The 17,778-nt window shown below is 68.9% G+C and carries 15 protein-coding genes; 8 read left to right on the plus strand and 7 right to left on the minus strand.

Annotation, left to right across the window (positions count from 1 at the left end; translation table 11 throughout):
* Window positions 1–22: 22 nt before the first annotated feature.
* The 4 genes from rpsR (at window position 23) to fgd (ending at window position 2,705) form a co-directional block, all read left to right on the plus strand.
* The gene (gene rpsR, locus DY023_RS07050; RefSeq protein ID WP_040168021.1) at window positions 23–277 is read left to right on the plus strand and encodes a 30S ribosomal protein S18; all 255 of its coding nucleotides are present in this window, start codon (window positions 23–25) and stop codon (window positions 275–277) included.
* 11 nt (window positions 278–288) lie between these two features.
* On the plus strand, window positions 289–741 hold the full coding sequence (gene rplI / locus DY023_RS07055; RefSeq protein WP_116241641.1) for a 50S ribosomal protein L9: 453 nt from the start codon (window positions 289–291) through the stop codon (window positions 739–741).
* Window positions 742–876: 135 nt separating this feature from the next.
* Window positions 877–1,686: a coenzyme F420-0:L-glutamate ligase gene (cofE, locus tag DY023_RS07060; protein WP_116241642.1), complete on the plus strand. Its 810-nt coding sequence runs from the start codon at window positions 877–879 to the stop codon at window positions 1,684–1,686.
* On the plus strand, window positions 1,683–2,705 hold the full coding sequence (gene fgd, locus DY023_RS07065) for a glucose-6-phosphate dehydrogenase (coenzyme-F420) (protein WP_116241643.1): 1,023 nt from the start codon (window positions 1,683–1,685) through the stop codon (window positions 2,703–2,705). The genes cofE and fgd overlap by 4 nt, the downstream gene beginning before the upstream one ends.
* A gap of 65 nt (window positions 2,706–2,770) precedes the next feature.
* Here the strand turns inward: fgd and DY023_RS07070 are convergent, their stop codons facing one another.
* The 6 genes from DY023_RS07070 to DY023_RS07095 all read right to left on the minus strand — a co-directional run bounded on the left by DY023_RS07070 (window position 2,771) and on the right by DY023_RS07095 (window position 10,677).
* Window positions 2,771–3,562: an ABC transporter ATP-binding protein gene (locus DY023_RS07070; RefSeq protein WP_220347253.1), complete on the minus strand. Its 792-nt coding sequence runs from the start codon at window positions 3,560–3,562 to the stop codon at window positions 2,771–2,773.
* Between the two features lie 130 nt (window positions 3,563–3,692).
* Entirely contained in the window at window positions 3,693–4,715 is a 1,023-nt protein-coding gene (locus tag DY023_RS07075; protein ID WP_245958624.1) for an iron chelate uptake ABC transporter family permease subunit, read from the minus strand.
* 59 nt (window positions 4,716–4,774) lie between these two features.
* The gene (locus DY023_RS07080; RefSeq protein ID WP_116241646.1) at window positions 4,775–5,758 is read right to left on the minus strand and encodes a putative F420-0 ABC transporter substrate-binding protein; all 984 of its coding nucleotides are present in this window, start codon (window positions 5,756–5,758) and stop codon (window positions 4,775–4,777) included.
* Window positions 5,759–6,093: 335 nt separating this feature from the next.
* Complete coding sequence (locus tag DY023_RS07085; RefSeq protein WP_116241647.1) at window positions 6,094–7,785, minus strand: beta strand repeat-containing protein; 1,692 nt, start codon at window positions 7,783–7,785, stop codon at window positions 6,094–6,096.
* 96 nt (window positions 7,786–7,881) lie between these two features.
* Window positions 7,882–9,012 carry a hypothetical protein gene (locus DY023_RS07090; RefSeq protein WP_116241648.1) on the minus strand — a complete coding sequence of 377 codons (1,131 nt, stop codon included), beginning with the start codon at window positions 9,010–9,012 and terminating at the stop codon, window positions 7,882–7,884.
* A gap of 411 nt (window positions 9,013–9,423) precedes the next feature.
* Window positions 9,424–10,677 (minus strand): hypothetical protein, encoded by a 1,254-nt coding sequence (locus DY023_RS07095; protein ID WP_116241649.1) that lies wholly within the window; start codon window positions 10,675–10,677, stop codon window positions 9,424–9,426.
* 604 nt (window positions 10,678–11,281) lie between these two features.
* Here DY023_RS07095 and dnaB point away from each other — a divergent pair.
* Together dnaB and DY023_RS07105 are read left to right on the plus strand one after the other, a co-directional pair.
* Entirely contained in the window at window positions 11,282–12,625 is a 1,344-nt protein-coding gene (gene dnaB / locus DY023_RS07100) for a replicative DNA helicase (protein ID WP_181905754.1), read from the plus strand.
* Between the two features lie 230 nt (window positions 12,626–12,855).
* Window positions 12,856–13,884 (plus strand): LacI family DNA-binding transcriptional regulator, encoded by a 1,029-nt coding sequence (locus DY023_RS07105; RefSeq protein WP_116241651.1) that lies wholly within the window; start codon window positions 12,856–12,858, stop codon window positions 13,882–13,884.
* A gap of 110 nt (window positions 13,885–13,994) precedes the next feature.
* On the opposite strand, the gene DY023_RS07110 is transcribed toward DY023_RS07105, so the two are convergent.
* Entirely contained in the window at window positions 13,995–14,783 is a 789-nt protein-coding gene (locus DY023_RS07110) for a hypothetical protein (RefSeq protein WP_116241652.1), read from the minus strand.
* 335 nt (window positions 14,784–15,118) lie between these two features.
* Between DY023_RS07110 and DY023_RS07115 the strand changes: the two genes are divergently transcribed.
* Both DY023_RS07115 and DY023_RS07120 read left to right on the plus strand, forming a co-directional pair.
* Window positions 15,119–17,014 (plus strand): alpha-amylase family glycosyl hydrolase, encoded by a 1,896-nt coding sequence (locus DY023_RS07115; protein WP_116241653.1) that lies wholly within the window; start codon window positions 15,119–15,121, stop codon window positions 17,012–17,014.
* Between the two features lie 93 nt (window positions 17,015–17,107).
* The gene (locus DY023_RS07120) at window positions 17,108–17,704 is read left to right on the plus strand and encodes a cysteine hydrolase family protein (protein WP_116241654.1); all 597 of its coding nucleotides are present in this window, start codon (window positions 17,108–17,110) and stop codon (window positions 17,702–17,704) included.
* Window positions 17,705–17,778: the final 74 nt, after the last annotated feature.

Genomic DNA, 17,778 nt, shown 5'->3' on the forward strand with positions numbered 1-17,778 from the left:
ACTCATCTCGTAAGGAAAACTCATGGCTGGAAAGTCGAGCGGCGACCGCCGCAAGCCGCGGAAGGGCGCGAAGAACGCCGCTCCCGCGAAGTCCATCCGCGTGGGCGTCATTGACTACAAGGACGTCGCCACGCTTCGCAAGTTCATCTCGGAGCGTGGAAAGATCCGCGCCCGTCGTATCACCGGTGTCTCGGTGCAGGAGCAGCGTCTGATCGCCAAGGCGATCAAGAACGCGCGCGAAATGGCGCTCCTGCCCTACGCTGGCGCTGGCCGCTGAGGGGTACCGACATGGCAAAGCTGATTCTCACGAACGAGGTCGCCGGGCTCGGTAGCGCAGGCGACGTCATCGAGGTCAAGAACGGGTACGCCCGCAACTACCTCATCCCGCAGGGTTACGCCGTGGCGTGGACCCGTGGCGGTGCCAAGCAGGTCGAGTCGATCCAGGCGGCCCGCAAGGCCCGCGCGATCCACGACCTCGACGAGGCCAAGGACCTCAAGGCGAAGCTCGAGGCGAACAAGGTCCGCCTGTCGGTCAAGGCCGGCGCCGAGGGTCGTCTGTTCGGCTCGGTGAAGCCGGCCGACGTGGCCGACGCCGTCTCCGCTGCAGGCATCGGCTCGATCGACAAGCGCAAGGTGCACATCACCGCTCCGATCAAGTCGGTCGGCGACCACGAGGCCACCGTTCGTCTGCACGACGACGTGACCGCCGTGATCACCCTCCAGGTGATCGCCGCGAAGTAATTCCTTCCCTCGCCTCGGTTGCTGAGCGAGCGAAGCGAGACGAAGTACGGATGCCCCGTTCTCCTCGGAGAACGGGGCATCCGGCGTTTCCGGGCTCTCTTTCGCAGGAGAATGGGAGTGCGAGAAGGAGGCCGGATGCACGAACTGCGGGTGTTCGCCCTGGAGGGCATCGGAGAGGTGCAGCCGGGAGACGACCTGGCCGCGATGATCCTCGCCACCGGCGTGCGGCTCCGGGACGGCGACATCCTGGTCGTGACCTCGAAGGTCGTCTCGAAGGCCGAGGACCGGTACGTCCGCGCAGACGACCGGGAGGATGCCATCACCGCCGAGACGGTGCGCGTCGTGGCCTCCCGCACCCGCAACGGACACACGATGCGGATCGTCGAGAACCGGCTCGGCATGGTCGCCGCAGCCGCAGGCGTGGACGCCAGCAACACGCCGGACGGCTGGATCCTGCTGCTGCCGCTCGACCCTGATGCTTCGGCACGAGCCCTCGCCACCCGGCTGCGCGAGGCCACCGGCCATCGGGTGGGCGTGCTGCTCAGCGACACACTGGGCCGCCCGTGGCGGGTCGGGCAGACCGATGTCGCGATCGGTGCGGCGGGCGTGCACGTGGTCGCCGACCTGCGCGGCACGCTCGACCACGGCGGCAGGGAGCTCAGCGTCACCGTGCCGTGCGTGGCCGACGAACTGGCCGCGGCGGCCGACCTGGTCAAGGGCAAGGCGAGCGGACTGCCGGTCGCTGTGGTCCGCGGGCGGGGCGACCTCGTCGGCGACCTCGATCTGCCCGGTGCCGCATCCATCGTGCGCACCGGGGTCGACGACCTGTTCCGTCTCGGCTCCGACGAGGCGCGGGCCCAGGGGTACGACGAGGGCTACGCCGCCGGCATCCGATCAGCGGGTGACCCATCCTCCGACATCCGATCCTCCGAAGGAGCGTCATGACAGTGAAGCTGGGATACAAGGCGAGCGCCGAGCAGTTCGCTCCGCGCGAGCTGGTCGAGATCGCGGTCGAGGCCGAGCGGCACGGCATGGAGTCGGTGTTCGTCAGCGACCACTTCCAGCCGTGGCGTAACACCGGCGGGCACGCGCCGTTCTCGCTCGCCTGGATGGCGGCGGTCGGTGAGCGCACGTCGTCGATCCGGATCGGGACCTCGGTGATGACCCCAACGTTCCGCTACAACCCGGCCGTGCTCGCGCAGGCGTTCGCAAGCCTCGGATGCCTGTACCCGGAGCGCATCATCCTCGGCGTCGGCACCGGTGAGGCGCTGAACGAGATCGCCACCGGGTTCCGAGGAGCCGGAGAGCAGGAATGGCCGGAGTTCAAGGAGCGCTACGCGCGGCTGCGCGAGGCGATCCGCCTCATGCGGGCGCTGTGGTCAGGGGACCGTGTCAGCTTCGACGGCGAGTACTACTCGACCCGCGACGCCTCGATCTACGACCGCCCGGAGGGGGGCGTGCCGATCTACGTCGCGGCGGGCGGACCGATGATGGCGCGCTATGCCGGGCGCGCCGGCGACGGATTCATCTGCACGTCGGGCAAGGGCGCTGAACTGTACGTCGACCAGCTGGTGCCGGCGGTGAAGGAGGGACTCGAACAGTCCGGGCGGTCGTTCGACGAGTACGACCGGATGATCGAGATCAAGGTCTCGTACGAGGAGACCACCGAGGCCGCGATGGAGAACACCCGGTTCTGGTCACCGCTGTCGCTCTCGAAGGAGCAGAAGCACGACATCACCGACCCGGTCGAGATGGAGCGGGCCGCCGATGCGCTGCCGCTGGAGACCATCGCGAAGCGCTGGATCGTGGGAAGCGACCCCGACGAGGTCGTCGCGCAGATCAACCAGTACGTGGACTGGGGCTTCAACCACCTCGTGTTCCACGCGCCGGGTCATGACCAGCGCCGCTTCCTCGACCTGTTCGAACGGGATCTCGCGCCGCGGCTGCGCTCCAGCGGTCGCTGAGCCTGACGAAGCGTCGCGCACGCGGCGAGGCTCTCTGGGGCGCTGAGCTTGTCGAAGCGTCGGACTCAGACCTCCGGACTCAGATCCTCCGGCTCCCCGAACACGATCACGGGATGCCCGGCATGCTCGACGACCTCGGCCGAGACCCGCCACACCCGCTGCACGCACTCCGGGGTGAGCACTTCGGCGGGGGGACCGGCCGCGCAGACGACGCCGCCGTCGAGCACGACGACGTGATCGGCGAACCGCGCCGCATGATTCAAGTCGTGCAGCGCCGAGACCACGGTCAGCCCGTCGGCGGCCAACTCGCGCAGCAACCGCAGTGACGAGAGCTGGGCGTGCACGTCGAGGTGGTTCGTCGGTTCGTCGCAGAGCAGCAGCTGTGGCTGCTGTGCGAGTGCTCTCGCCAGGTTCGCGCGCTGGCGCTCACCGCCCGACAGAGTGGATGCCTCGCGGTCGGCGAACACGTCGGCTCCGGTGCGCCGCAGACTCTCCTCGACGATGCCCTCGTCGTCGGAGCTGGCGGCCGCCAGCCAGCTCTGATGCGGGATGCGGCCGAGCTCGACGATCTCGCGCACGGTGAGCCCGTCGGCCTCGGTCCATTCCTGCTCGACCAGCGCAATGCGCCGCGCGCGCTCGCGTCTGCTCAGTCCGCGCAGTTCACGGCCGTCGTGGGCGATGGTCCCCTCCTGCGCGGTGAGTACTCCCGCGATCAGTCGCAGCAGGGTGCTCTTCCCGGCGCCGTTCGGACCGAGTACGGCCGTCACGGCCCCGGCCGGCGCCGTGATGTCGATGCCGTCCACGATCATCCGCCCGCCGGCGGTGTACCGCAGCCGGTCGGTGCGCAGCCCGCTCATGTGGCGATCCCATCGCGCGCGGCTCGGCATCCGTTTGCCCGGGGCAGGAGATCGCGCGAGAACAGGACGTTTCCGCGGCATCCGTCCTGTTCCGAGCGGATCTCCTGTTTCCGGTGACGATGCGTGCGGGTCATGCCCGCCCCATCCGCCGCCGGCCCATCCGCATCATCAGCAGCACGAAGACCGGGCCGCCGATCAGGGCGGTGACGATGCCGACCGGGAGCTCGCGCGGGTCGAACGCGGTGCGCGCGATCGTGTCGGCCCACAGCAGGAACACCGCGCCGACGAGGAAGGACGCCGGCAGCAGCACACGGTGCCGTACGCCGACGACGGCTCTCATCGCATGGGGCAGAATCAGGCCGACGAATCCGATTGATCCGCTCACGGCGACCAGAGCACCGGTGAGCAGGGCGCAGCATCCGAACAGGGCGATGCGCAGACGATCCACAGGCACACCCAGCGCGGCAGCGGCCGAGTCACCGAGCGCGAGGCTGTCCAGGACACGCGCGGAAGACAGCAGGGGCAGCGCACACGCCGCCATGACCACCGCGACGAGGACGACATCCGCCCAGTCCGCGCCGGACAGCGAGCCGAGCAGCCAGCCGAGGATCTCGCGGTAACTGTCGTTGTTCGAGCTCCAGAAGATCACCAGGCTGGTCAGTGCGGACAGCACTGCCGACACCGCTAGCCCGGCGAGGATCGTCGAGGTCGGCGAGTCTCCGCCGGCCGCTCGGGAGATGCCGAGCGTCAGCAGCAGCGCGATCATCGCGCCGGCGAAGGCCGCCGCCGGCAGGGCGATCGCGGCTCCGAGCACGAGCACCAGCACCGCCCCGGTGGATGCTCCGGACGAGAGACCCAGCAGATAGGGGTCGGCGAGCGGATTGCGGGTGAGCGCCTGCATGACTGCTCCGCAGACGGCGAGCCCACCGCCCACGACCACGGCCGTGAGCACCCGCGGCGTCCGCAGGCGCCAGACGATGGCATCCTGCGTGACGGGCAGTACGGGGTGCGCGCCGGTCAGGTGCGCCCACAGTGTGCCGGCGACGTCGGCGGGCGCGATGCGCGCAGGACCGATGCCGATGGCGACGACCACGGAGATCGCCAGCAGCGCGAGCAGTGCGAGCAGGATCGTGGCGATCCGCACCCGCGGCATCCGTCCCCGGCCGCCGGGCCGCGCGCGTGTCCCAGGCGCGACCCGGGTTGGGGCCGAGGTCATCGCTCCGCCAGCTGGTCGATCAGAGAGGCGACGGCGTCGACGTTGCGCACTCCCGACTCGGTGGCCGGGAAGTCGACGGTGAGGAAGGCGTCGTCGCGTACGGCCTTCAGTGTGGAGGTCACCGGGTTCGCCTTCAGCACGTCGATCTTGTGCTGCGCGGTGTTCCAGGTCGAATCGACCAGGACGATCACATCCGGGTCGAGGTCGGCGACCTTCTCCCATGAGGTGGAGAACCAGCTCTCCTTGACATCGGCGAATGCGTTGGTCAGCCCGGCGCTGTGCATGAGCAGCTGCGGGGCGCCGATACCGGCGCCGACGAACGGCTGGTCGCTGCCGGAGGAGTACCAGACGGCGGTCAGTCCTCGGTCGTCGGGGGTGAGCTTCGCCAGCTGCGCCTTCTGCGCGGCGACGAGCTTCTGCGCAGCCTCCTTCTCGCCGAGCAGGTCGCCTGCCTGAAGGAACGAGTCGAACACGGCGTCGAAGGTGAGGGGATCGGGCTGGTACTCCTTCTCCTGGCACGCTGCGGGGGCGACGTAGGTCGTGACGCCGAGCTGCTGCAGGGCGTCGCGCTCGCCGACGCCGTCGGCTGAGAAGTTCGACTCCCACCCCGCGAACACGAAGTCGGGGTTCAGGGCGAGCACGGTCTCTTGCGAGGGAACCTTGTCGGCGAGCACCGGGATGTCGGCGCCGGCCGACGCGAGGTCGGCGGGCAGCGGCCCGTCGGAGTAGGCGGTGCCGACGATGCGGTCACCCGCGCCGAGGGCGAGCGCGAGTTCGAGCGTGGACGACTTCACCGTGACGATGCGCTGCGGCGGCCCGTCGACGGTCACCTCGGTGCCGCAGTTGTCGACGGTGACCGCGTCAGACACGGGGGACGTCGATTCGGGGGCGGCGGAGGCATCGGGGGCGCAGGAAGCCAGAGCGGGCACGGCCAGTGCGGCGAGGGACAGGGCTGCGAGCGTGCGCAGGGTGCGGGGCATGTTTCCTCCGGGACGAGGCGTCCGAGGCGGTCGCTGTCGGAACAATCATCCCACCGGCACGCGCTCGGCAGGGACGCAGGCACGGGAAGGGCGGGTGTCTCCGATTGGGAGGTTCGGAGACACCCGCCTGGCGGGCGCGGACGCGCACCGCCGCTCCAGGGCGACCGGGATGGATGGGAGACGGTCACCGCCTGGAGTACGGACGCCGGCTGGGAGTTCCGGTCATCCGCACCGTGGACATCGGCGCAGCTGCCCCTCCGGCGATGTCGCCGATGTCCACGGGGGTCTGAGGTGCATCCGGGAGACCCTGCGCGGGCAGGGCCTCCCGGACACGGTCATGCGACGCGGCGTCGCAGGAGTCCGGCGCCCGCCAGGAGCAGGAGCGCGGCGATCCCGGCGAGCAGCGGCGCCCCGCCGTTCCCTCCGGTCGAGGCGAGTGCGTCACCTCCCGCTGCGGTCACAGCGCCGCTGCCTCCCGCCGCGGCGGACTGGTCGGTGCCGGGGTCGGTTCCGGGGTCGGTTCCCGGGTCGGTGCCGGGATCCGTTCCAGGGTCAGTGCCGGGATCCGTTCCCGGGTCAGTACCGGGGTCGGTGCCGGGATCCGTTCCCGGGTCGGTGCCGGGGTCGGTACCGGGGTCGGTCCCCGGGTTCGTGCCCGGGTTCTCGACCGTGCTCTCGCCGACCACCGCGATGGCGTTGCCGCCGATCGTGATGGGCACCGAGATCGGGGCCAGCACCTGGGTGCCGCCCAGCAGCGAGCCGAGTCCGTCGGTCACCGGGTTCAGGGGCAGGGCCGGCGCGGCGCCGCCCGTGCCCGACCCTCCGGTCACCGTGCTGGTGCCGGCCACCGCGACCGCGTTGCCGACGACCGAGATCGGCGCCGTGATCGGCGCGACCACCTGGCTGCCGCCGAGCAGCGAGTCAGCGCCGCCCGTCGTCGCACCGGGGCCGGACCCCGTGCTCGTCCCCGCCCCGGACGATCCGGACCGGTCGACAGTGCTGGTGCCCAGCGCGGCGATGGCGTTGCCGCCGACCGTGACGGGCGCCGTGATCGGGGCCACGACCTGCGATCCGCCGCCGAGCGAAGACTCGCCGTCGGTGCTCGCCGCCGTTCCGGATGCCGGGGACGTCGTGCCCGCGGTACCCGGAACTGCACCCAGGACCGAACTCTTCCCGAGGACCGAGATCGCGTTGCCGGTCGCGGTGATCGGCGCGGTCACCGGGGCGACCACCTGGGTACCGCCGAGGATGGAGTCCTCACCGTCCGTGACGGCGTCCGTCGCCGGGGCAGCGGCCGCCGCGGGTCCGCCTGACGGCGTGCCCTTCGCGGTGCTCGTCCCGAGCAGCGAGATCGCGTTGCCGCTGATGTTGATCGGCGCGGTCACCGGGGCGACCACCTGGGTGCCGCCGGCGATCGACGACTCACCGTCGGTCATGGCCTGCGGTGCGGGAGCCGTGGAGGCGGGAGCCGAGGCGGCCGGTGCCGGCGCGGCTGAGGTGCTGTGGGCGGTGCTGCTCCCGAGCACCGACAGGCTGTTGCCGGTCACGGTGACCGGCGCGTTCACGGCCACGAGGGCCTGGGTTCCGGAGAGCACTCCCTGAGCTCCCGAGGTGGTGATGATCGGCTGCGGGGCCGGTGCGGGTGCCGCAGCCGGCGCGGGCGCCGACGTCGACTTCGACGTGCCGAGCACTGCGGCCGACACGTTCTTGACGGTCACCGGCACGTTGACGGTCACGACCGCCTGCGTTCCGGATGCCGCGCCGCCAGCACCGCTGGTGCGCGCGGCAGGTGCCGGCGCGGGCTGAGCGGGCGGTGCGGTGGTGGACGTCGCCTTCGACGTGCCCAGCACAGACACGGCGTTCCCGCTGATCTGGACCGGTGCGCTGATCGGGACGACCGCCTGGGTTCCGGACAGGATCCCGTCCTGACCGTCGGTCTCGGCCGCGTTCGCGGCCGTCGCGCCGAGCAGCGTGATGCCGCCGGCGATGAGCGTGCCCCACAGGGCGCGCTTCACGATTGCATGCATGATTCAGTCCCCCTGACTGATGGTTCGGGTCTCGGATGTCGCGCGCGGATACGCGCGGCGTTCTTTCGTCGCCCGCAGGCGACAGCGAGACCCCCGTCAGTCGGGGGAGACGTCGGAGTCGGCGACGGGCGACGTCGGCAGGACGTCGTCGGTCGCCTGTGCAGTGCCGAGGCCGAGAAGGGCCGGGCTCTGCAGCGCATCATCGATGCGTGCGTTCAGGGTCGCCGAGCCGCCGGTCGAACCTGCGGAGGACGAAGAGGTCGCCGGGGCAGGAGCCTCCAGGGGCGCGGTCGCCGGGTCGGCGGGTGCCGGTGCGGACAGGGCTCCGGCATCCGATCCCGCCGTGAGTGCCGAGGCGTGCGTGGCGGACGCGAACAGCTGCGCGAGCACGTCAGCGGATCGGGGCGCACTGCTCGCCGGGATCGTCGCGGGCGGATGGACCGCGACGGATGCCTCTGAGCCGTCGGGGACGGGCAGGGCGGGTTCGACGCCGGGTACTGCGGGCAGAGCGGGCTCGCCGTCGTCCCGCGGCGTGACCGCGTCGATCACCGGCGGCAGCACGGCATCCGTCACATCGCTGACGGTCCCTGTGGTGGCATCCAGAGCTCCGGCGACGTCGCGGACGAGGTCCGTCGCGCCGAGGCCGTCTGCGACAGCGCCGACGATCGGCACGCCGCTGACGACGCCGAGCACGGGATCGAGGACGGCGGAGACCGGCGCGTCCCGCAGGATGCCGGTGACCGGCTCCGTCGCGGACGTGAGCGTGTCAGCGGCGGCCTGCGCCACGGGGGCGACGACCTCGCCGACGACGGGGGTCTTCGTGACCGCGGTGACGGCGGAGTCGACGACGGCCGGAACGGCCTCCGCGACCGGCTCGGTCACGGCAGCGGTGACAGGGGAGACCACCTTCGTGACCACCGGGGTGACCACCTTCGTGACCACCGGCGAGACGACCTTGGTCACGACCGGCTCGACCGGCTTGGTCACCGTCGTGACGACCGGGGCTACCGCCTTCGTGACGGGTTCCAGGGCATCGGTGACCGGAGACGTCACGGTCTGAACGGTTCCGGTGACGGCGGAGGTCAGCGAACCGAGGGGGTTCTCGGACTCGTCGGCGTGGGCGGCGGAGCCGCCGGAGATGAGCGTGATGGTGGCCCAGGCGAGCACGCCGAAGGCGCCCCAGATGACAGCCGCGGGGATGCGGCGCCGGGACTCCACCGGATTCACGCTGTGCTTCCTCCCCTGAAGACGACGAACGCGCGGACGCGAAGCGCCCTTGGCGGGAGACTACCCCTCGCACCGTGGCGGTGTCCACATCGAATCGGGTGCGGCAGGGGACTGCGGAGACGAAAGAGGGCGGATGCCTCTCGGGAGGTGAGAGACATCCGCCCAGGAGGACGCCGGTGGCGGGGAGGCCAACCGGCATCCGAGGGGCGATCGCGAGGGAGGGGGAGGGGTTTCGCGATGCCCCGAGCTGCGGACGGGGACGGGCGTCGAGACGGGGGAGGGGGGAGGTGCCTCGACGGGTCCGCGCATCCGCGCCGGTGATCCGGACCAGAGGTCGACGGAGGCACCGGATGCCACGATGCGGGGAGCATCGCAGCATGTCGGACGGCCGCACGGACGGCGGCCAGAGGGTCAGTCGGGCGAGACGTCGGTGGTGAACACCGGTGCTGCGGGCACGACGGACTGCGTGGCCTCTGCGGCGCGCACAGGCGTGCCGTCCCGGGCCTGAAGATCACTCACCGGCCGCGTCGCCACGACGAGCGGCACGCTGGTGCTGCTGGAACTCGATGTCGACGGGGCCGGCCCGGACGGCACGGAGAACTCCGCGTCATCGCCGCGGCCGGGCGGCTCCGGCTGGCTCTCATCTGGAGAGGTCGCGCTCGGAGCTGCCGCAGCGGTCGCGACAGGGTGGTGGGCGACGAGCCCCCGGGACCACGACGGGGCGGTGGCGTGCCGCGTCTTCGCCACGGCAGGGGCCGCGGGCGCTGCCGCGTGGTGCCCCCGGCGAGCGTCCTGACCGTGGTGCCTGCGGTCTCCCTTCCACGCGCGAGCGTGGTCGTGGTCGCGATCACCGCGGCTCACGTGGTGGGATGCGGCGCGGTGGGCCTTCTTGGCGCCGGTGGACACCGACTCGGTGCTGGTGGAGGCCCAAGACGAGGTCGCGGCGACGGTGTCCTTGACGACGGAGGTCTGGTCGGCGTGGTCGGAGTCGATCGCCTGGCCGGCGTGGGTCAGGAGGTCCGCGGAACCGAGAGACTTTTCGCCGGCATCCGTGCGGGGCCTGACTCCGTCGAGAGACGTGAACGACGTGAGTCCGCCCTGCGCGGCGCGGATGCCATCGTCATCGCCGTCGGACTCGCGCTGACTCTCCGACGTGCGGACTGCCGGTGCGGTGCGCAGCGGCGCAAGCTCGATCGGGGCGGCCTCGGTCTCGTATGCGACCTGCTTGACCGCGCTGCGCTGCGGCGTCGTGTTCGAGGCGGACTTCGCGGAGTGGTGGCCGCGGTCGGTCGCGACAGGGCTCTTCGGTGCGGGTGCCTGCTCCGCCGTCTTCGCAGGCGGCTGCTCTTCGTGCTGTGCGCGGTCCTGCTGAGCCTGGTCCTGCCGTTTCGTCTGCTGATCCTGCGGCACGGTCTGCGTCACGGCCGGGGCCTTGGCGATGGCGTGATGCGCGCCCGAGGCCGCGCGGGTTCCGTGCGAGGCGTCGCGATCCCGGAGGGCGTCCTGCTGGCTCGAGGCCGCGGGACGATCGTGCGGGGTTCCGCGATCAGAGGCGTGAGCAGAGCCTCCGCCGAACAGCACGACGATGAGCGCCCAGGCGAGGACGCCCAGTGCTCCCCAGATGGCGACCGTGGGCACACGGCGCCGGGAGGTCGCGGCAGTCACTCGACTGTCTCCGTTCGGGATGAGACGCGCTGCGTCTCGGATCGTCGTCGTTCAGGTGGTGCGGGTCGCGGGTCGGCTGACACGCAGATTCCGTACAGAGTACGCCACGAACCTGAGTCCGTCGAGTGTCTTCTGGGGGATCGGAGTACGTATTCCGGGCGTGTCGTCCGCGTCGTGGCGCGGCATGACGCGGCGTGGCTGTTCTCCCCAGGTTGTGCACATCGCGGCCCGAGGCGGGCAACCTTCAAGCGTCGGTTTAGATTGATTTCCATCCACAGGGTGAGGAAACTGAAACAACCTGATCAGACGGGATAAAAGGAGTGCTCATCGAAACTCTCCACTGAGTTGTCCACAGTCGTTCTTCACAGACACTCCGACGTTGTCCGCATCCTCTCCACAGAGTTATCCACAGGCTGTGTTGCACTGTGGAGAGCGGACTTCTAGCGTTGTCGAGCGGCCGGATGTCGGGGGTGCGTGATTCGCTGTTCGCAGCGGCCCGGAACGAGCATCCGATCGTGACTGCACGATGGCCTGGATCGTGCGACCTGGAGTGGCCGGAGCCGGAGGGAGCACTGTGTCGATCGCCGACATCACCGAGGACCGGATGGGTGCACCCCGCGGGCCCGAGCGCACCCCTCCTCACGACCTGCTCGCAGAGCAGAGCACCCTCGGCGGCATGATGCTCTCGGCCGATGCCGTGGCCGACGTGCTCGAGACCCTCAAGGGCGCCGACTTCTACGTGCCGAAGCACGAGCTGATCTTCGAAGCGGTGCTGTCGCTCTACTCGCACGGTGAGCCGACCGATGTCGTCGCCGTGACCGACGAGCTGATCAAGACCGGGGAACTGGGTCGCGCGGGCGGTGCGGACTACCTGCACACGCTCACGTCCATCGTTCCGACCGCGGCGAACGCCGGCTACTACGCCGAGATCGTCGCCGAGCGCGCCATCCTGCGTCGCCTGGTGGATGCCGGCACACGGATCGTGCAGCTCGGCTACGACGGTCAGGGCGACGCGACCGAGATCGTCAACAGCGCCCAGGCCGAGATCTACTCCGTCACCGGCACGCAGGAGGCGGAGGACTACGTCCCGCTGACCATCGCCGTCGACGCCGCGCTGGAGGAGATCGAGGCGGCGAGCGGCCGCGACGGCACCATGACCGGTGTGCCGACCGGCTTCAAGGAGCTCGACGAGCTGACCAACGGCCTGCACGGCGGGCAGATGATCGTCGTCGCCGCGAGGCCCGCCATGGGTAAGTCGACCCTGGCGCTGGACTTCGCGCGCGCGGCATCCATTGCGAACGACCAGCCGTCGATCTTCTTCTCCCTCGAGATGGGCAAGGCCGAGATCGCGATGCGCCTGCTCAGCGCCGAAGGCGCCGTGCCGCTGCAGAACCTGCGCAAGGGCACGCTCGACCAGCGCGACTGGACCACCGTCGCCGCCACCCGGGGCCGCATCAACGACGCGCCGCTGTACATCGACGACAGCCCGAACATGACGCTCGTCGAGATCCGCGCGAAGTGCCGCCGGCTCAAGCAGCGCGCCGGCCTGCGCATGGTCATCATCGACTATCTGCAGCTGATGACCAGCGGCAAGCGCGTCGAGTCGCGTCAGCAGGAGGTCTCGGAGTTCTCCCGTGCGCTGAAGCTGCTCGCGAAGGAGCTGCAGGTGCCGGTGATCGCGCTCTCGCAGCTGAACCGTGGACCGGAGCAGCGCCAGGACAAGAAGCCCGCGATCAGCGACCTGCGCGAGTCGGGTTCGATCGAGCAGGATGCCGACATGGTGATCCTGCTGCACAGGGACTCGGTCTACGACAAGGACGTGCGTCCCGGCGAGGCCGACCTGATCGTGGCCAAGCACCGAAACGGTCCGACCGCGACCATCAACGTCGCCTTCCAGGGCCACTACTCGCGGTTCGCCGACATGGCACCGGGTGACTTCGGCGGTTGACGGGTGACTGACTAGATTGTCTCGCCGCCACGTAGATTGTCCCAATTGGCGAATTGGACAATCTAGTGGCGGATTCAGGGCTCCGTCACCACTGCCCGCCAACGAAGCCTCGTCCACGCCCGGCGTGCCCGCTGAAACGCTGTCGGTGGGGTAAGGCAGACTCTAGGCAGCCCGGGGGTGGGCCATGCGCGTCGAGGGGGAGCTTCGTATGACTGAGCTGACACTCGACCATGCAAGACGTCGCCGATCGCGCGAATGTCTCGAAGACGGCTGTCTCTCTCGCGTTCAACAACTCGAGCCGGCTCGCGGAGGCCACTGTCAAGAACATCCTCGAAGCTGCCGCAGAACTCGGCTACTCCGGGGACCCGGCCGCACGGATGCTTCGAACACGCCGCACCGACAGTCTTGGGCTTCTCCTTCCCCAACAACTCGACAAGGTGCTCGAGAACCCCTACTACACACAATTTCTCCAGGGCATCGGACAGACGTGTCAGCGCGAAGGATTCACCCTCCTGCTCGCCCCACCTCTGCGCGGCTCGATGCTGAAGACGATCCCGTACGCAGCGGTCGACGGCTTCATCGTCAGTGGACTCGAGCACGACCGGGGCGAGGTGAACGCCCTCCGACAACGAGGCATCCCATTTGTCCTCGTCGACAGCGAACTCCACGACGACGTTCCCTCGGTAGAGATCGACGACAGCGAGGGCATGGAGGAGCTCCTCGGGCATCTCCTCAACCTCGGCCACCGTCGCATCGCGATCGTCGCAATCGAGACGGGAACCGAGGGTGGATACCGGAACTGGCGAGGCCCGGTCCTCCGCCGGATGCAGGGCGCGATCGCCGCACTCGCGTCGCGTGGACTGACTCCCGAAAGCGACGGGATCACGGTCCTCGAAGTCCCGTGCACACGTGCAGGAGGAGCTGCGGCCTTCCACCAACTCTGGGCGCAAGCCGAACGCCCGACCGCGATCGTCGCCTTCAGCGACATCATCGCGCTCGGAGTCCTCGATGCAGCCCGCGACGCGGACGTCGCCGTTCCCCAAGAGGTCTCGGTGACCGGCTTCGACGACCTCGCCGAGGCGAGCTGGTCCGCACCTTCGCTGACCACCATTCGGCAGCCGATCGAGACGAAAGGCCGCCTGGCAGCGGAGTACCTCGTCGAATCGATCGCCGCTGCCAGCGCCGTCAGGGATCACCACCAGCGCTTGCATACGGTGCTGCTCGTACGCGATTCAACCGGTCCCGCACTGGAGCTCTGATCGATCGGCTGCCGAACGGGAACACCAGTCCTGAACCGTGTGACAGCCGCGAGACCTGCCACACGCGTTCGTCGTGTTGACGATTGCTGCGGCGCGCGGAGCGGGCAGATTCAACTCCATCCCAGGCGAACAGCGACCACGTCGGCCGCCCGCGAGGGGAACTCATCCCAGCCGGGCTCAAGGATCTCGCGAGTGAGACGATAGAGCTCCAGTGCTGACTCCTCGAGCGGCAGGTCGAGCGATCCTGCGATGCGCGCGCCCCAGATCGGGAAGTCGCGCTCGAATCGCCGCATCGGATCGTTCGTGTCACGAAGCTCGGTGGATGCTGCGTCGAATCGACCCCGGATGGCGCGCACGAGAAGCTGCACTGCCCACTGCCTGATGAACGCGTTGCCGTTGAGTCTCTCGCCACGCCGCACCCTGCCGACGCCTATCAACAGCTTCACCAGCACGAGCCGCACGTCGTTCGCCGGGTCGAATCGGTCCGCCTCGCTGGAGCGCGCCCGCGCCCGCGCGAGCAATGTCGCTGTCGTCTCCGACTCGTCATCGACCACCACCGTAGCGTCGCCCGCACGGGCGCCGTCGAGTTCGTCAGCGCCCGCGAAGGCGAACTCGAAGACGTGCGCATCGTCGTAGACAGCGACGAAGCCGATCTCACCTTCCCTCGCCGTGAGAACCAGGCGGTCGTGGTCGGGAAGCCACGACAAATCGGGTCGAATCGCCGCGCCGCGCCCTGCCTCGGTAAGTGTGAAGAAGTCGTGGTCCGACCATTCGTCGCGTCGACTGCGCGCCTCGTCCGATGCGGATCCGAGCAACACGAGGCCGATGAGGCCCTCGCGTTCCCGAACGGAGGTTGCTAGAGCTGCGCTCAGTGTGTCGAAGCGCTCAGGCGAAGTCATGGCCGCTCCATTCGCTGCCTAGCGCGACACTCTCCGCTTGCGGTTCGGACGCTGGCAAGCGGGGTCGACGCAGGCCATCATGAAGATAGCCCGCCGTGCCAACCGTTTCAGTATCTGCAAAGCGATTCACACGTGTCAGTCTTTCGCATCCGACATGGTCTGACAACGGGCAAGTCCGGACTATCGGGCGGACGACCCAAAGGAATCTCCTGTGTTGCAGCGATTTGAGTGTGAGCCGCCTTCTTCGTTCTGTAAGAGTTTTCAGAGTCTGAAAGTGTTTGCTAGTGTCTGGTGATCATCGCCTATCCGAACGACCGAAAGCTAGAAAGCCACCAATGACATCCCTTCACGCGCTTCCACACCACGACGGCTCCGAACTGTATGCGCCGGTCCGGACTCCGGTTCTGGGTGGGCGCTACGCGGTGCGGCTGCGGATTCCAACGGAGTTTGGCCGCATCGAGTCGGCTGCCGTCCGGGTCGTGTCCGACGGCGAGCCGTGCTTCTACGCGATGGCGGCTAGCGAACCGGTGACGGGCACTGGCGACGGGTGCGAGTGGTGGACAGGCGAGTTTGACATCCCAAACCCGGTCACCCGGTACCGATTCCTGCTGAACACGGTCGACGGGGACGCCTGGTGGCTGTCGGCAGACGGCGTAGATCGCATCGAGCCGACGGATAATCGGGACTTCCGCGTGACGACGTTTGACCCCGCTCCTGAGTGGGCGGCATCGCAGGTGATGTATCAAATCTTCCCCGACCGCTTCGCGCGTTCTGCGGCGGCCGACGATCGCGCACTGCCTGACTGGGCCCAACACGCAGATTGGACGGCGCCGGTGATCTCGACCGGTCCGGACACGTCGCGGCAATGGTTCGGCGGCGATCTAGACGGCATTGTGGAACACCTCGACCATCTCGAGCGTCTTGGTGTCACTTTGATCTACCTCACACCGTTCTTCCCCGCACGATCGAACCACCGATACGACGCGTCGACGTTCGAAGTCGTCGATCCGCTGCTCGGGGGCGACGCGGCCCTCATCCGGCTGGTAGAGGCCGCCCACGGTCGCGGGATGCGCGTGATCGGTGATCTGACAACCAATCACACCGGCGCCGCCCACGAGTGGTTCACGGCCGCGCTGGGGAACCCGTCGGCTGAGGAATCAGACTTCTACTACTGGACGAACCCCCAGCAGACCGAGTACGTCGCCTGGTACGGAGTTCCCTCGCTCCCCAAGCTCGACTGGGCGTCCGACACATTGTGCCGGCGATTCATCGAAGGTCCGGAAAGCGTGCTCGCCAAGTGGCTCCAGCCGCCGTTCAACTTGGACGGATGGCGTATCGACGTTGCCAACATGACCGGACGCCTCAGGGACGTCGACCTGAATCGGGAGGTTCAGCGCACCGTCCGACAGACGATGGACACGACCGCTCCGGGACGAGTCCTCTACGCCGAGTCAACCAACGATGCCGCAGGCGACTTCGACGGCGAGGGATGGCAGGCGCCGATGAGCTACTCGGCGTTCACCCGCCCCGTGTGGCATTGGCTCCGCGAGCCGAGCGGCGATCCCGCCCACCACTTCGGGATCCCGTTCCGAGTCGAGCCGCGCTACTCCGCAGCCGATGTCGTGAAGAGCTATCGCAATTTCACGGCGCCCTACCCCTGGGCGGTGCGTGAACTTGCCATGAACGCGATCGACACGCACGACACGCCACGATTCGCCCAGCAGGCTGATGATGCCGCGCAGATCGTCGCGGCCGGCCTGTCAATGACACTGCCGGGCACGCCGGTGATCTTCGCCGGAGACGAGTTCGGACTGCACGGCACGCACGGTGAGGACTCCCGCACCCCGCTGCCGTGGGGTACCACGCCGCGACTCGCGGACGCGTACGGCGGCCTCGCCCGGCTCCGTGTCGCATCCCGAGCGCTGCAGCGCGGCGGGCTGCGGTGGCTGCACGCAGACGACGAATGCATGATCTTCGTCCGGGAGACCAGCGAAGAGGCGCTGCTGGTTTTCGCATCCAGCGGCGCTGCCACCGTCGAGCTTCCGCGTGTGGCCGTCGGTGCCGTGGGCGAGGCGGCCGTCAGCTTCGGGGACACGGCCGCCGAGCAACTCGCGGACGTCATCCGCATCACGTCGACGGGCCTCGCCTTCGCGGTGTGGCATGTCGTCGAGGACGGTGAGCCGGTCGCTCAGGCTGACGCGGGCCGCTTGGTCGACCTGGCCCGGGCCTGAATCTACGGCGGCGGCACGATGTGCAAGCTTGGGGCGTGTGCCGATGAACGAGGAGCCAGGGTAGGCGCCATGCGCGCGCGGCACAGTCCGAAGATGACGTACACCTCGATCGAATGGGACCGCGCGGCTCTGATCGTCGTCGACGTGCAGAACGACTTCGTCGACGGCACGACGCCCGTGCCCGGCACGGCCAACGTCCTTCCGGTACTGACGGAACTCCTCGACGTATTTCGCGCTGCTCGTCGACCGATCGCTCACGTGATCCGCCTATATGTGCCGGGCGGGAGCGATGTTGACCCTGTGCGCCGCGCCCATATCGAGTCTGGCCTCCAGATCGTCTCCCCCGGAAGCCGGGGAGCCGCAATCCCCGCCCAACTCACGGGCGGAAACCTAGTCGAATTGGATGTCTCGACGCTTCTCTCCGGGAGCCCCCAGCAACTTACACCCGACGAGGCCATCTTCTATAAGCCTCGCTGGAGCGCGTTCTACCGCACGGGTCTGCTCGATTGGCTGACCACGAGGGCGGTGACCTCCGTGATCGTCGCGGGCTGCAACCTCCCCAACTGCCCCCGAGCCACCTTGTTCGACGCATCCGAGCGGGACTTCCGCGCCGCGGTAATCGCTGACGCCACATCGCAGACCACCGCACAGCGCCTCGACGATCTGAGGGTCTGCTGCACGGATAGGTGACACCTGATCTGTGGTGCCGACTGGTGCCGCTGGGAGGATGTCATCATGCCCAAGCCCTATCCCCGTGAGTTCCG

Source organism: Microbacterium bovistercoris, from assembly GCF_003387575.1.
In the GTDB taxonomy this organism is placed as follows: domain Bacteria; phylum Actinomycetota; class Actinomycetes; order Actinomycetales; family Microbacteriaceae; genus Microbacterium; species Microbacterium bovistercoris.

Bases quoted from the DNA above. Each gene is read 5' to 3' on its own strand.
- rpsR (WP_040168021.1), top strand. From the start codon at position 23: ATGGCTGGAAAGTCGAGCGGCGACCGCCGCAAGCCGCGGAAGGGCGCG.
- rplI (WP_116241641.1), top strand. From the start codon at position 289: ATGGCAAAGCTGATTCTCACGAACGAGGTCGCCGGGCTCGGTAGCGCA.
- cofE (WP_116241642.1), top strand. From the start codon at position 877: ATGCACGAACTGCGGGTGTTCGCCCTGGAGGGCATCGGAGAGGTGCAG.
- fgd (WP_116241643.1), top strand. From the start codon at position 1,683: ATGACAGTGAAGCTGGGATACAAGGCGAGCGCCGAGCAGTTCGCTCCG.
- DY023_RS07070 (WP_220347253.1), bottom strand. From the start codon at position 3,562: ATGAGCGGGCTGCGCACCGACCGGCTGCGGTACACCGCCGGCGGGCGG.
- DY023_RS07075 (WP_245958624.1), bottom strand. From the start codon at position 4,715: ATGCCGCGGGTGCGGATCGCCACGATCCTGCTCGCACTGCTCGCGCTG.
- DY023_RS07080 (WP_116241646.1), bottom strand. From the start codon at position 5,758: ATGCCCCGCACCCTGCGCACGCTCGCAGCCCTGTCCCTCGCCGCACTG.
- DY023_RS07085 (WP_116241647.1), bottom strand. From the start codon at position 7,785: ATGCATGCAATCGTGAAGCGCGCCCTGTGGGGCACGCTCATCGCCGGC.
- dnaB (WP_181905754.1), top strand. From the start codon at position 11,282: ATGGGTGCACCCCGCGGGCCCGAGCGCACCCCTCCTCACGACCTGCTC.
- DY023_RS07105 (WP_116241651.1), top strand. From the start codon at position 12,856: ATGCAAGACGTCGCCGATCGCGCGAATGTCTCGAAGACGGCTGTCTCT.
- DY023_RS07110 (WP_116241652.1), bottom strand. From the start codon at position 14,783: ATGACTTCGCCTGAGCGCTTCGACACACTGAGCGCAGCTCTAGCAACC.
- DY023_RS07115 (WP_116241653.1), top strand. From the start codon at position 15,119: ATGACATCCCTTCACGCGCTTCCACACCACGACGGCTCCGAACTGTAT.
- DY023_RS07120 (WP_116241654.1), top strand. From the start codon at position 17,108: ATGACGTACACCTCGATCGAATGGGACCGCGCGGCTCTGATCGTCGTC.